The following is a 12956-nucleotide window of genomic DNA, read 5'->3' as shown; positions in this document are numbered from 1 at the left end:
ACTATGTTAGAAAACTATCTTGAATTCTCAGAAGAAGTATTGGAAGCAAGAAAAGCAAATAAACCGGTTGTCGCATTGGAATCAACAATCATTTCCCATGGCATGCCATACCCGCAGAATATCGTGACAGCCAAAGAAGTAGAAGAAATCATCCGCCAAAATGGTGCGGTGCCTGCAACCATCGCCATCATCAATGGAAAAATAAAAATCGGCATCTCAGAGGACGAGCTCGAATTCCTCGCCCAAAGCAAGGACATTGAAAAAGCCAGCCGCCGCGACCTTCCTTATCTGATCGCCCAGGGCAAAAATGGCGCAACCACTGTTGCAGCAACCATGATTTGCGCAGAGCTTGCCGGCATTGAAGTATTCGTCACAGGCGGCATCGGCGGTGTCCACCGTGAAGCGGAAACAACCATGGATATCTCTGCTGACCTGCAGGAGCTCGCCCAGACCAATGTAGCAGTCGTCTGTGCAGGCGCCAAATCCATACTGGATATCGGTCTGACCCTTGAATACCTGGAAACACACGGCGTCCCGGTCGTCGGCTACGAAACAGACAAGCTGCCGGCATTCTACACCCGGACAAGCCCATTTGACGTCAACCACCGCGTGGATGCGCCTGAAGATGCCGCCAGCCTGATCCGCACAAAATGGGAGCTTGGCCTGAACGGCGGAGTCGTCATTGCCAATCCGATACCAGAAGGGGATGCCCTGGAAGAAAGCTTAATCACCAACGTCATCGAAACAGCGCTTCAAGAAGCGAAAGACAATCAGATTGCCGGAAAGCTGGTCACACCTTTCCTCCTAAGCAAAGTAAAAGAACTGACAGAAGGAACAAGCCTCACAGCCAACATCGCGCTAGTTAAGCATAATGCCGAAGTTGGAGCGAAGATTGCGGTTGGGCTGCAGAAATGATGGTGGAGAGCCGGTCCCGAGGTGGGGGCCGGTTTTTTTGATTGGTGCTGACATCAAGATATCAGTGCTGGCTGCACTCGTGTGTCAATTTTTCAATCGCAGAGATTCGTCAAGAGTGTGGAGCTTCAACCCTCTTTGCAGTCAAAATATACCGCTCCGGTGCACTGCCGACAAAATAAAATGGATAGCATGTTGAAAGGGTCAGTATTTCCTCCGGAGCCGTCGGCTTAATGACAGTAGTATCATCTGCATCGACAATAAAAGACTCGATGATTTCATATGTGAAATCGCCATAGGGCATTTTCACAACCAGCTCATCCCCCATTTTTAGTTCACCTATTTTGCGGAAAACGGTATCTCTATGGCCGGAGAGAAGTATCTGATCTTTCTGCCCAGGGAATACAGTGCCAGCGTAATGCCCGACTCCTTTCTCCAGTTCTTCTTCATCGGTTCCTTCTATTATAGGAAGCTCTGCTTTTAGTGCCGGGATTTCTAAAATGCCGATAATGTCGCCTGTTTTAAAGACAGGGATGATTGGCTTCTCAGCTGGGCGTTCTTTCGAGGGCAAAGCTGCTTCCTTTATTGGAAGTGTTCTCTTTGCAGCCTCAAGGGCTTCCTCAGTTTGCTTGCTTTGTTCTGCTGCTTCCTTTACAGAGAACAGCAGCAGCCCTCCGCCAGCCAGAATGAATATTATAGCTGAGTATAATAGTAATGTGCCTTTAGCCTTCACTTGCCGTCATTGCCTCCATGTGTGTTTTTAAAGCGGATAAAATCAAGGTAATAGCTGAAATCCTCTTTTGTAATGCCCTGGTCGATCGCCTCCTGGACAAGTTCCTGCCACTCGGGATCAAGTTCTGCCGTCTCCACATCAGGTTTTATCCTATAATCAAGAAGCTCCTCAACAGATGTCCCGAGTGTTTTTGCCAGCTTGGACAGAACCTGCAGGGAGGGATTTTTCTGGATATCTCTTTCGATATAGCTCAAATAGGACTTGGAAACCCCTGATTTTTCAGCAAGCTCATTTATGGAAAAGCCTCTAAGGAGCCGCAAGCGTTTTATCCTCCCACCTACCATTAAAATATCCCCTCTATTTATAGTATAGACACAACTTCATTATAACGAACATAAAGTTCATTAAAAAATACAAAAAAGTAAGAATAATCGAGATAATTGAAGGAAACTCGTGAAAACTGTTCGTTAAAAAGAAAAAACGGCTAATTTTGGTAATTTTCAAAGTTAAGGAATCTGTACTATACTCAACTTATCGGTTCGATAAAAAGAACAAAAATGAACAGCTACTAAGAAACAGCCAGATTAATAGAGAAAATAGAGGAAGGTGAACGAAGCTTGAAATTCAGCTGGAAAACCGTCAGAAAAAACATCAGCAGCATTATCACATGGCTATTATTTATCAATCTCATCTTAATGGCATTTCTCGTGATTTCGTCAAAAGCCTCCGGTGGTGAGCCCCAGGCATTTGGCTATCAAATAAAAACTGTTCTCTCCGGTTCGATGGAGCCGACCTTCATGACTGGATCAGTCATTGCAGTTAAGCCGCTTGAAGGAGATGCAAAGAAAGAGCTGAAAAAAGGTGACATCATTACCTTCATAGATGAAGATAAAAAACTGATCACCCATAGGATCACAGGTATAACCACCAGCGGCGAACACGTCATGTACGAAACTAAAGGGGATAACAACCAATCCAAGGATTTGGACCCGGTTCTTTCCGACAATGTCACCGCCATCTACACAGGGTACACCCTGCCATATGCAGGTTATTTCATAGACTTCGCTAAATCGCAAAAAGGCGCCGCCATCTTACTGATTGGCCCTGGCATCCTGATGCTGGGATATGCAGCCTTCACAATCTACCAAGCAATGAGAGAGCTTGAAGCAAGAGCAAAGGGCAAAGGCGACACAACAGAAAAAACGGCTTAAATCAGGTTGAAATTCCTGTGGCAACACAGGATTCAATATAAAAACTTATACATACCCAAAGGGTAAGAGGAGGAAATGGAACATGAGCTTTAAAAAGAAATTCGGTTTGGGGATTGCATCTGCAGCACTTGGCGTATCTTTAGTCGGCGGAGGGACATTTGCATACTTCAGTGATACTGCTGAAGCCACAGGAAGTTTTGCTGCCGGAACTTTGGATCTGAGCGCTGATCCAACAACAATCATTGATGTAGATAACATCAAGCCAGGCGATACTATGCTGCGTTCGTTTGATCTGGTAAATGGAGGAACTCTGGACATTGCATCTATCACGCTGGATACAGATTACACTGTAGGTGATGCAAACGGCAACAACAGTGATGACTTTGGTAAACACATCCGAGTGAACTTCCTGCTGAATGCAGATAAAGTGGATGTACCAATCTACTCTACAACACTATCAGCACTGAAATCTATGTCTCCTGACCTGATTGAAGGAAACATCTTCAGCGGCTGGCTTGCTGAAAGAGGCGGAAAGCTTGCTGCCGGCACTTCAGATAAGCTGTATGTCCAATATGAGTTTGTAGATAATGGCCAGGATCAAAATGAATTCCAAGGCGACTCTCTAGAGCTTAAATGGACATTCAATGCAGAGCAAGGCGCTGGCGAAGCAAAATAATTTTAACCAGAAAAAAGGCGGGATGGCTCTCTATCCCGCCTTTTCCTAAATAACCAATCAGTGAGGTAATGCCATGATAAACCGATTTAAGCTGGCAAAACCAAAAGCAATTTTTATGATACTAACTCTACTTATTCTTACGCTATCTCCCACTTATAAAGCTTTTGCAGAAGATAAGGAAATTGACATCCATACAAACCTGAACGGCTATTTTTTTCATGTAGGGGATTTGAAGCCCGGTGACTGGATGCCGCGCGATATTACCATCATTAATAATGGAAAACAGGATTTCAAATACAGTTCCATCATCGGCGAAAAGAAGTCTGTCAAAGGCTTATTTGAAGAATTGGAGCTGCTGGTAAAGAAAGATAGCACCATTCTTTACGAAGGAAAATTAAAAGATTTCAAAGGCTTCACACCAAGGCCGCTAAAAAAGGGCCAAACAGAAACTTTATTTTTCCAAGTAATGATGCCGTATGAACTTGGGAATGCTTTTCAAAACTCTTCTGCAGAGGTGGAGATTTTTTTTGTAGCAGAAGCACTTGATGGAGGTGGAGATCCGCCAGGAGGAGGAGATCCACCTGATGATGGAGATCCGCCAGGAGAGGACGACCCTGGTGATGGTGAGGATCCGGGCGATGAAGATCCAGGAGAGAATCCGGGCGATGAAGACCCTCCAGGCGAAGATAATCCAGACGACGGTGATAATGGCGAGGATCCAGGTGATGGGGAGACTGAGGACCCAGGTGAAGACAATCCATCCGAAGATCCGAATGATGACAGTGGAGACCCAAGCGATAATCCCGATGAACCGGCAAGCGGAAATCCAGGCAGCAATCCAGGTGATGGTATAACTGTTACACCAGAAATCAGAGAAAATATTCTCCCTGACACGGCAACCAACACATATAATTTCATGCTTCTCGGAGGCATTTTGCTGGGGGCAGGCGGCATATTATTGGCAGTAAGATACCACAGAATCAGGAAAGACCATTAACAGGGCCTTGGAATGCTATTCAAGGCCTGTTCTTTAAGGAGGAAATCCCATGTACCGAAAAAACTGCCCTAAATGCCACCGCCCATCCTACAGCAGCAGTGAAATAGGCGAATGGCTCTGTCCGGTGTGCGGCAATGATCTGACGCTGTTTCCCTTTTTTGATGCGTTTACATTTGAGCAGCTGCCGGTGAAGGTGGTGCCTTTTAAGAGGAAGATGGAGAGCTATAAGGGAAGGGCCGTTAAATAGATAGAGGAAATAAGGCCTACCTAAAAGCTGTCGACGGAATGAGCAAAAATCTTACACTATACCCTCAGATTTACCGGGCCAGAAGTCTTATGGGTTTCCGGAAGATTTCTAAATCTATCCAATTATCCTTCATTTTGTCGAATAATATCTTAAAATAATTTGAAGAATTTGACAAAATACAACACGCAAATGCTGGGAAAACTTTTATAGTAGTCTTAAGAGGATATGAAAAAAGCAGGAGTGAGCAGAAAAAGGCAAACCTGTTGAAAGATGGGGACGCAAAGTCACAGGTCTACCGCGCTTATCGATAGTAAAGTCGGATGAGGCGCCAGGACGGCTGGATTGCCTGGAATACGAAATGTATTTTAGGGGGAAGAGAAGGGTTATGAAAAATAATTTGCAGGAATTGGACTTGGAATGGGTAGCACTAATTGCTGAAGCAAAGAATATTGGCCTGAAAAAAGAAGATATACTTAACTTTCTTGCCGGCCAGCCGGCAGTGGATCTGATAGCGGATAACGGCTGAAAACTAACAACAGAATATAGAAAGCTAAGTGTTTCTCTGCAGGAGAAATGCTTTTTTATTTTGCGGGGACATTGGAGGTTACGGAGGCTGTCAAGCTTGATGACTGGTTGTCCTTTTTTGTATAACAGCCTCGGAGCAGTTATTTTTTTTGATTGATCCTCCATTTATTGAATTCGAGGAATTCGCGGAACTGGTCCTTTGAGATGCCGGAATCCATTGCTTCTTTGACGATGTTCATCCATTCAGAATCCAATTCTTCTTTATTGGGCTGGTCCAGGATCAGTGTATCAACCGGAACATGAAGAACAGCAGAAATTTTTTCTAAAAATTGAATGGAAGGATTCGTCTGAAGATTTCTTTCCAGGGAGCTTAGGTAGGATTTTGCTACGCCTGCCTGTTCAGCGAGCTCTGATAATGACATCTTTCTCTCCTGACGCAGTCTTTTTACACGTTCGCCAATCATTGTTCCACACACCTTTTATCCAGAAGTTATTTGATCGAAGAGTTATTTATTAAGAACGATTTGTTCAATCACTATATTTCATTTTAACACAATTGTAATATCTTTTCCTAAGAGTCCAGACGAAAAAATCAAATTTTTCTTAATAGAAACTGAATCCGCTGAAGACTTGAACTTTACGTTAACGTAAATGTTATATTGGTGTCAGAATAGTTAAAGAATTTAGGTGATAGTGTGGAATACACCATTTCTGAGCTGGCAAAGGCTTTCGATGTCAGCACCAGGACCATCAGATATTATGAAGAGCTTGGCTTATTATGCCCTAATAGAAATGAAAATGGAAGAAGAATTTTTGCCAAAAAGGATTATATCCGCCTGAAGCTGATTTTCCGGGGCAAGCGCTTCGGATTTAAGCTGGATGAAATAAAAGAAATGATCGTGCTCTTTGACCAGGACCGTTCAGGGCGGAAACAGCTGGAGCGGACGGTCGAGTATGGCAGGGACAGAGTAAAGGAGGTGAACGCCCGCATCGAGGAGCTGCTTTTTTTAAAAGAAGAAATGGAAAAGATGCTGGACCAATTTGAAAAAAGGCTGAACGAAAAGGGGGATCATATATGAACGTATCTGAATTGCTGGCGAGGAACGGAAGGAAATATCCAAACAGGGAGGCTGTCATTTCCGGGGAGGAGAGGCTGTCTTATAAAGAGCTGAACAGCAGGGTCAATAAGCTGGCAGATGCATTGAGGACGAGGGGCTATGAGAAAGGAGATAGAATTCTGCTTTTCATGCCAAATGTTTCGGAATTTGTGGTTACGTATTTCGCGGCGATTAGGATTGGTGCGCTGATTGTCCCGGTGAACAGCCGGCTGACGGCCTCGGAATTGGGTTATATCCTCGAACATAGCGGAGCGAGAGCTTTATTTGCCCATGAAATGCTGCTTGAACAGACGGGAACCCTGAATGAAAGGGCTGGTCTCGAGTGTGTGAAGACAGGTGCAGCAGCGGCTGGATGGGCCAGTTTTGAAGAGCTGGTGACGGGCGGCCGGGATATGGATGCGGGAATTCCTTTGATGGAGGATGACGAGGCCGCGATCCTTTATACATCAGGGACGACCGGAAGTCCGAAGGGGGTGCTGTTCACTCATCGCAATATTCTTTCATCAGCGATCATGATGGCGGTGGAAATGTCCATGCAGCCGGAAAGCCGCATGCTCCATTTGATGCCGCTGAGCCACTCGGCGCCGCTTCATCTGTTCCTGATTGCAGGCACTTATGTGGGGGCAGCCCATATTCTTGCGCCGGTTTTTACACCAGAGATTCTGTTAAAGCTAATCTCGTCGGAAAAAGCGACTCATTTCTTCGGTGCGCCGGTTGCCTATCTTTTCACAGCCAAGCAGCCTGATATCGAAAAATATGATTTGTCTTCAATGGAGTATTGGGTATACGGCGGGGCTCCGCTTGGGGAAAAGGAAGTCAGGCTGGTGAAGGAGCGGCTGAAAACGGACAGCCTTTATTGTGTGTATGGACTGACAGAGGCCGGTCCGAGCGGGACCCTGCTGCTGGCTGGCGAGCATGGACAGAAGGCAGGGAGCATCGGGAAGAGAGCGGCGCTTGGAACGGAAATGATGATTGCCGATGAAGAAGGCAATCCAGTCGAGCCGGGCGAGGCTGGCGAAATCCTTCTGAAGGGCGAAGGCGTGATGAAGGGGTATTATAAGGATTCCGAAAAAACAGCGGAAACGATCAAGGATGGCTGGCTCTATTCCGGCGATATGGCCAGGTATGACGAGGACGGCTATATCTGGGTCGTCGACCGTAAGAAGGATATGATCATTTCAGGCGGCGTCAATATTTTTCCGAAAGAGATTGAGGAGCTGCTGGCTTCGCATCCTGCCATTGCCGAGACAGCGGTTGTCGGCGTGCCGCATCCGGAGTGGGGCGAGACAGTAAAGGCCTATGTTGTGCTTAAGCAGCCGGGCAGTCTGGATGAGAGTGAGTTAAAGGCATTTTTGTCAGGAAAAATAGCTGATTATAAGATACCTAAATTATATGAAGAAATAGAGGCGCTGCCGCGGAATGCGACAGGCAAGATTTTGAAGCAGTCATTGAGAGAGCAGAAGCAATCTGTTTGAGGAGGGGCAACCTATGAATTTTTATCAGGAAGATCCGAATTTGGCATTTGTGCTGAAGCAGTATATGGATGAGGAATTTTTTGCATGGGCTGAGAAAGAGCTGGAGGCTTTTGGAGGCTTATGTGCAAGGGAGATTGACGAGCGTGCAGTCCATACCGACCGGGAAGGCCAGCCGCGGCTGATCAAGTATGACAAAATGGGCAATGATATTTCCCATGTCTGGCTGAATGAGGGATACAGGAAAACGGTGGAGCAGACTTATAATGCCGGCATTGTCGGCTATGTCCATAAGGAAATTCCCGAGCTTGGGCGCAAGGGGAATTATGTGTATTCGTATGCACAGGGATATCTGCTGTCACAGACGGAGCCTGGCTTTTACTGCCCGGTCACTTTAACGATGGCGACCGCTTATCTGATCGATCATTATGCGGATGAAGAGCTGAAGGAGAAGTATTTGCCTCATGTGATCAGCACGGGCGAGACCGAGCTGTTTGAAGGTGCGACCTTTCTGACGGAGAGGCAGGGCGGCTCTGATGTAGGCGCCAATGAGGTGAAGGCTGTGCTGGAGAACGGGCAGTACCGGATTTATGGGGAAAAATATTTTGCCTCCAATGCGGGTGCATGCGGAGTGGCGATGGTGTTGGCAAGGAGAGAGGGGGCGGCTTCTGGATCGAAAGGCTTGAGCTTGTTCCTTGTTCCATGGCGGAAGGAGACCGGCGAGCTGAACGGACTTGAGATCAGGCGGCTGAAGGATAAGCTTGGCGTCCGCGCTGTGCCGTCAGGAGAAGTGGTCTTCCACGGGGCAGAGGCCCATCTGGTAGGCGATGCGGATAAAGGAATCCATTATATGATGGAAGCGCTTAATCTGTCGAGGATCTGCAATAGTGTGGCAAGCATTGGCATCATGCAGCGGGCTTTTTTGGAGGCGAAACAATACGCTTTTGTGCGGAATGCCTTTGGCAGCAGGCTTGCTGACTTTCCGATGATAAAAGAGACACTTGCCAAGCTTGCCTGCAAGCAGGAGGTTGAGACCAGTGCTGTGTTCAGTTTGATTTCGCTGTATGACCGGGTTGCGGCAGGCGAGGCTTCGCGTGAAGAGGAAGCGATGAACCGGCTTCTGATAGCAGTGCTGAAAAAGGAGACAGCCGAGCAGGCCATTCATTTTGCGCATGAATCGATTGAGATGCATGGCGGGAACGGCTATATTGAAGACTTTGTCACACCGCGGCTATTGCGGGATGCGCAGGTGCTGACGGTTTGGGAAGGTACAGCTAATATTCTGGGGCTTGAGATTTTGAGATTGATAGAGAAGTTTCGGGCAGATGAGCTGTTTGTCGGGAAAATGGAGGCGGAGCTTGAGGGGCTGGATGAGCGGCTGCAGGAGTTTGCGGTGCCTGTTTATGAGGGTCTGTTGAGGTTGAAGGAATTGCTTGCGGCTGTTGGACACGGAGATCGCGATATGCAGACGTACCACTGCAAGCGGGCAGCTGTGCTGATGGGGAAAATCTATGAAAGTGTGATTGCTTTGAAGGATGCAGCTGTCGGTGGTGAGCGGAAAGAGATTGTAGCGCGGGTGTTTTTGAATGATGCGTGGGGGCTGACTGAGGTGCTGGATGAAGAAATGCTGCCGGTGAAGCATTTTGATGTACTGATGCATGTGGGGGAAGCGGTGGAAGTGGAGGTTTGATTGGAGTGGGGCGCTGAATCTGGGGATTTGGCGCTTTTTTTGTGCTGTGGGGGTGGTTTGCTGGTGGTTCGGCGGGCGGTTATTTGCGAGTTTCGGAATTTATTTGCGAGTTTTGGGATATATTTGCGACTTTGCTGGGTTTATTTGCGAGTTTTCGATTATATTTGCGACTTGGGGCGGTGGGTGTGGCACAGTTGAGGGGGCGGCTGGCTGGAAGGGAGCTGCTGCCGGGCGGATATTAGCAACTTTTTCGTTTTATTAGCAAGTTTTCCAGTATATTAGCAACTTTCACCATATATTAGCAACTTTTCATTTATACTAGCAACTTTTCATTTATACTAGCAACTTTCAGTTTTTATTAGCAACTCCGCCGTCAGGCAGCTCCACAGCCCCCGGTGCCAGGCACTCCGCCCCGCAAAACAGAGCATTTCTGCTTTCACGCTGCCAAGGTGCCTGGCATACCATTTTGATGTGCTGATGCATGTGGGGGAAGCGGCGGAAGTGGAGGTTTGAGTGGAGTGGGGCGCTGAATCTGGGGATTTGGCGCTTTTTTTGTGCTGTGGGGGTGGTTGGCTGGTGGTTCGGCGGGCGGTTATTTGCGAGTTTGGGAGGATATTTGCGAGTTTCGGAATTTATTTGCGAGTTTTGGGATATATTTGCGACTTTGCTGGGTTTATTTGCGAGTTTTCGATTTTATTTGCGACTTGGGGCGGCGGGGGTGGCTCGGTTGAGCGTGAGGCTGGCTGGAAGGGAGCTGCTGCCGGGCGGATATTAGCAACTTTTTCGTTTTATTAGGAAGTTTCTCGGTATATTAGCAACTTTCGCCATATATTAGCAACTTTTCATTTATATTAGCAACTTTTAGGTTTTATTAGCAACTCCGCCGTCAGAGCTCTCCACCGCATCCCGGTGCCAGGCACCACCCCGCACAAAACAGCGCCGTTTCTGCATCCCCGCAGCTCCGGTACCAGGCACCACTCCAAAAACCCCAGCACACCCCCTGGTTTCAAAATCCCAATTCCAGGCTATAAGATGAGAAAAAGGTGGTGGACTGGATGGTTCTTAAGACAGAGGTGGCGATATTGGGCGGCGGAATCGGCGGGTTGACGCTGGGGCTGAAGCTGGCGCAGGCGGATGTGCATGTGACGGTGATTGAAAAGCTTGATGGTCCGTCGCCGGTGTATAAGGGAGAGCTGCTGCAGCCGAAGAGTCTGCAGATTTTTGAGCAGCTGGAGATCCTGAGTGAGATTGAGTATAACGGCCATAAGTTTTCGAGGATCAATTTTTCCGAGATTGATGAAGAGGAAGAAGAGCTGGCGATGGATTACCAGGTGCTTCCCGGGGAATTTGATTATGCGCTGATGATTGAGCATGAGACGCTGAAGGGCATTCTCCTGAAGCATGCGATGAGCTATTCCAATTTCGAATATATAAAAGGCGGGCTTGGCAAAGGGTATTGCGAAGACCGGCTGATTGTGGAGGTGCGGAAGCGGAAGGAGCAGTTTTCGCTGAAGGCGGATTTCTATGTCGGGGCAGAGGGGCGGAACTCGCTGACGAGAAAGAAGATTGAGAGCGAGACGAAGAAGATTGATTATAATCATCATTTCCTGACGGTGACTTTCCCGCGGCCGGACAGTTTGACAGAAGGGCAGATCATTACGGCGAAGGATAAGTTCCTCGGATTGTTCCCGCTTCCGGACAACAAGGTCCGTTCGGTGTATCTCATACCTGAAGGGACTTATAAAGAGTTTCAGGAGAAGGGGATCGAGCATTTCCATCGGAAGTACATCGAGCTGTACCCGGAGCTTGACGGTTATGTGACGAAGCTGAAGAGCTGGAAGGATATCCAGCTGATGATTCCGACCGCCTTTTATGCAGACAAATATGTGGACGGCAACCATGTCATCCTTGGCGATGCGGCGCATACGGTCCATCCGATGGCCGGTGAGGGCATGAATATGGCGATCCAGGATGCCGATGTGCTCGGCGAGCTGCTGGTGACGATGTATGAGACGGGGAATCTCAGCCCGAAATGGCTGAGCTGCTATGAGAAAGTCCGCAAGCACCGGGCGGAAAAAATGATCAAGTTCAGCCATTTATCAGCACTTGCCTATTCCTATCCTTATCAGCTTGTGACAGGGATCAGGCAGAAGGGGCTGAAGCAGATCGAAAGGGACAAGAAGCTGCAGTTCAAACAGATGCTGAATATTTCAGGACTCGGATTCTGGCAGGAAAGCCTGCTGGACCGCGCCATTCAGATCGGGATGCTGCCTGCCCGCGAGAAGAAGCTCTCGCCTGCAGAGAAGGAAAGTTATTTTTACAAAGAAAAGGATGACTATCCTTGGAAAACGAAATTGGCAGGAGGCGTGCTATGATCTCGGAATATATAAGACTATTAAAAGCAAGGAACTGGATGAAGAAAAACCAGCCTTTCCTGTACAGCTGGCATGCTTATGTGGGATTTGAGCTGGATTTGTTCTCCCAGTTCAAGGATCCGAAGACGGTCCGCGAGGTGGCGGCGGCGCATGATTACCAGGAGGAGCTCCTCACCAGATGGGTGGAGGTGGGACTGGCGGTCAAGCATCTGAAGAAGAAGCGCGATGGAAAAATCAAGACCGCCTCAAAATTCAGCCTCCCCTCATCGCCTAAGAATCCGCGTTCGACCGGTGTCATCCTGAAGGAAATGATGGAGCTTCATATCCCGACACTGCTGACCTATCCCGATATGCTGCGGAAAAATGAGCGAAACACATTTGACAATGACGAGCACGGACCGACCGTGGCGCGGACCTCCTCCCTCTTGGAGCAGCTCGCACTGCCAAAGATGTCCAAGGTGATCAAAAATAATGAAATTGGGTCGATTCTGGATGTAGGATGCGGCGAAGGAGGGTATCTTAAACGGATCAGCCAGAAACATCCGGACATTACCATGACCGGTATTGAAATCAATGAAGATGTTGCAGAATCTGCAGCCGGCAATTGTGCTGACAATCCGAATATCAGCATCGTCCATGCGGATATGCAGGAATATGAACCGGAGAAAAAGGCAGATTTGATCATGATCAATAATCTCCTTCATTATATTGAGCCTGAGGAACGGGAAGGCCTGTTTGAGCGGATGAGCGGCTGGCTGTCGGATAAGGGGACGATCACTGTCATTACCCCGATTCTTCATTCCAAGAAGGGCGAGGAGTTTTCAAGCGTCTTCAACAGTTTTTTCTCGGCATTCGAAAATCTGTATGCCACCCCGACGGAAGAAGATATGATGAAAATAGCCGGCAAGCTTGGGATGGAAATTAAGACCTTCAAGCCAATCATCACAGAAGGCGGATGGTATTTTGTTGAGCTGGGACGGGCATAGAAAAAAAGACGGGG

At 47.7% G+C, this 12956-nt stretch carries 14 protein-coding genes and 1 riboswitch; of the genes, 11 read left to right on the top strand and 3 right to left on the bottom strand.

Annotated elements, in window-relative coordinates:
- Window positions 1-3 precede the first annotated feature (3 nt).
- The gene (locus tag ABU165_RS16360) at window positions 4-915 is read left to right on the top strand and encodes a pseudouridine-5'-phosphate glycosidase (protein WP_318060484.1); all 912 of its coding nucleotides are present in this window, start codon (window positions 4-6) and stop codon (window positions 913-915) included.
- 109 nt (window positions 916-1024) lie between these two features.
- Here the strand turns inward: ABU165_RS16360 and ABU165_RS16355 are convergent, their stop codons facing one another.
- Together ABU165_RS16355 and ABU165_RS16350 are read right to left on the bottom strand one after the other, a co-directional pair.
- The gene (locus ABU165_RS16355) at window positions 1025-1645 is read right to left on the bottom strand and encodes a class D sortase (RefSeq protein ID WP_318060483.1); all 621 of its coding nucleotides are present in this window, start codon (window positions 1643-1645) and stop codon (window positions 1025-1027) included.
- Window positions 1642-1989, bottom strand: a complete 348-nt coding sequence (locus tag ABU165_RS16350; protein WP_318060482.1) for a helix-turn-helix domain-containing protein — start codon at window positions 1987-1989, stop codon at window positions 1642-1644. Before ABU165_RS16350 ends, ABU165_RS16355 begins: the two co-directional genes overlap by 4 nt.
- Before the next feature lie 273 nt (window positions 1990-2262).
- Here ABU165_RS16350 and sipW point away from each other — a divergent pair, with 273 nt between their 5' ends.
- The 5 genes from sipW to ABU165_RS16325 all read left to right on the top strand — a co-directional run bounded on the left by sipW (window position 2263) and on the right by ABU165_RS16325 (window position 5302).
- Window positions 2263-2856, top strand: a complete 594-nt coding sequence (gene sipW / locus ABU165_RS16345) for a signal peptidase I SipW (protein ID WP_318060481.1) — start codon at window positions 2263-2265, stop codon at window positions 2854-2856.
- 82 nt (window positions 2857-2938) lie between these two features.
- The gene (locus tag ABU165_RS16340) at window positions 2939-3532 is read left to right on the top strand and encodes a CalY family protein (protein WP_318060480.1); all 594 of its coding nucleotides are present in this window, start codon (window positions 2939-2941) and stop codon (window positions 3530-3532) included.
- A gap of 73 nt (window positions 3533-3605) precedes the next feature.
- A complete protein-coding gene (locus ABU165_RS16335; protein ID WP_318060479.1) occupies window positions 3606-4529 on the top strand; it encodes an LPXTG cell wall anchor domain-containing protein in 924 nt (307 codons plus the stop codon).
- Window positions 4530-4578: 49 nt separating this feature from the next.
- Window positions 4579-4776: a hypothetical protein gene (locus ABU165_RS16330; protein WP_094769819.1), complete on the top strand. Its 198-nt coding sequence runs from the start codon at window positions 4579-4581 to the stop codon at window positions 4774-4776.
- A gap of 243 nt (window positions 4777-5019) precedes the next feature.
- Window positions 5020-5126, top strand: a riboswitch (cyclic di-GMP riboswitch).
- A 35-nt stretch (window positions 5127-5161) separates the two neighbouring features.
- Entirely contained in the window at window positions 5162-5302 is a 141-nt protein-coding gene (locus ABU165_RS16325; RefSeq protein WP_101551199.1) for an anti-repressor SinI family protein, read from the top strand.
- Between the two features lie 139 nt (window positions 5303-5441).
- On the opposite strand, the gene ABU165_RS16320 is transcribed toward ABU165_RS16325, so the two are convergent.
- Window positions 5442-5765 carry a helix-turn-helix domain-containing protein gene (locus ABU165_RS16320; protein WP_009792142.1) on the bottom strand — a complete coding sequence of 108 codons (324 nt, stop codon included), beginning with the start codon at window positions 5763-5765 and terminating at the stop codon, window positions 5442-5444.
- Window positions 5766-5996: 231 nt separating this feature from the next.
- On the opposite strand from ABU165_RS16320, the gene ABU165_RS16315 reads away from it, so the two are divergent.
- The 5 genes from ABU165_RS16315 to ABU165_RS16295 all read left to right on the top strand — a co-directional run bounded on the left by ABU165_RS16315 (window position 5997) and on the right by ABU165_RS16295 (window position 12942).
- Window positions 5997-6380: a MerR family transcriptional regulator gene (locus tag ABU165_RS16315; protein ID WP_101551202.1), complete on the top strand. Its 384-nt coding sequence runs from the start codon at window positions 5997-5999 to the stop codon at window positions 6378-6380.
- Window positions 6377-7894, top strand: a complete 1518-nt coding sequence (locus ABU165_RS16310) for a class I adenylate-forming enzyme family protein (RefSeq protein WP_318060478.1) — start codon at window positions 6377-6379, stop codon at window positions 7892-7894. The genes ABU165_RS16315 and ABU165_RS16310 overlap by 4 nt, the downstream gene beginning before the upstream one ends.
- Window positions 7895-7907: 13 nt before the next feature.
- A complete protein-coding gene (locus ABU165_RS16305) occupies window positions 7908-9581 on the top strand; it encodes an acyl-CoA dehydrogenase family protein (protein WP_318060477.1) in 1674 nt (557 codons plus the stop codon).
- Between the two features lie 1055 nt (window positions 9582-10636).
- Entirely contained in the window at window positions 10637-11956 is a 1320-nt protein-coding gene (locus ABU165_RS16300) for an FAD-dependent oxidoreductase (RefSeq protein WP_101551211.1), read from the top strand.
- Window positions 11953-12942, top strand: coding sequence for a class I SAM-dependent methyltransferase (locus ABU165_RS16295; protein WP_094769340.1), 990 nt, complete (start codon window positions 11953-11955; stop codon window positions 12940-12942). The genes ABU165_RS16300 and ABU165_RS16295 overlap by 4 nt, the downstream gene beginning before the upstream one ends.
- The last annotated feature ends 14 nt before the right edge of the window (window positions 12943-12956 follow it).

This window comes from Cytobacillus sp. T106 (assembly GCF_040492155.1).
GTDB lineage: Bacteria > Bacillota > Bacilli > Bacillales > Cytobacillaceae > Bacillus_AB > Bacillus_AB infantis.
This window is presented reverse-complemented; position numbering and strand designations above follow the sequence as displayed.

Coding starts and splice junctions, on each gene's coding strand:
- ABU165_RS16350 (WP_318060482.1), bottom strand. CDS start 1,989: ATGGTAGGTGGGAGGATAAAACGCTTGCGGCTCCTTAGAGGCTTTTCC.
- ABU165_RS16305 (WP_318060477.1), top strand. CDS start 7,908: ATGAATTTTTATCAGGAAGATCCGAATTTGGCATTTGTGCTGAAGCAG.
- ABU165_RS16310 (WP_318060478.1), top strand. CDS start 6,377: ATGAACGTATCTGAATTGCTGGCGAGGAACGGAAGGAAATATCCAAAC.
- ABU165_RS16360 (WP_318060484.1), top strand. CDS start 4: ATGTTAGAAAACTATCTTGAATTCTCAGAAGAAGTATTGGAAGCAAGA.
- ABU165_RS16325 (WP_101551199.1), top strand. CDS start 5,162: ATGAAAAATAATTTGCAGGAATTGGACTTGGAATGGGTAGCACTAATT.
- ABU165_RS16295 (WP_094769340.1), top strand. CDS start 11,953: ATGATCTCGGAATATATAAGACTATTAAAAGCAAGGAACTGGATGAAG.
- ABU165_RS16340 (WP_318060480.1), top strand. CDS start 2,939: ATGAGCTTTAAAAAGAAATTCGGTTTGGGGATTGCATCTGCAGCACTT.
- ABU165_RS16320 (WP_009792142.1), bottom strand. CDS start 5,765: ATGATTGGCGAACGTGTAAAAAGACTGCGTCAGGAGAGAAAGATGTCA.
- ABU165_RS16335 (WP_318060479.1), top strand. CDS start 3,606: ATGATAAACCGATTTAAGCTGGCAAAACCAAAAGCAATTTTTATGATA.
- ABU165_RS16300 (WP_101551211.1), top strand. CDS start 10,637: ATGGTTCTTAAGACAGAGGTGGCGATATTGGGCGGCGGAATCGGCGGG.
- ABU165_RS16330 (WP_094769819.1), top strand. CDS start 4,579: ATGTACCGAAAAAACTGCCCTAAATGCCACCGCCCATCCTACAGCAGC.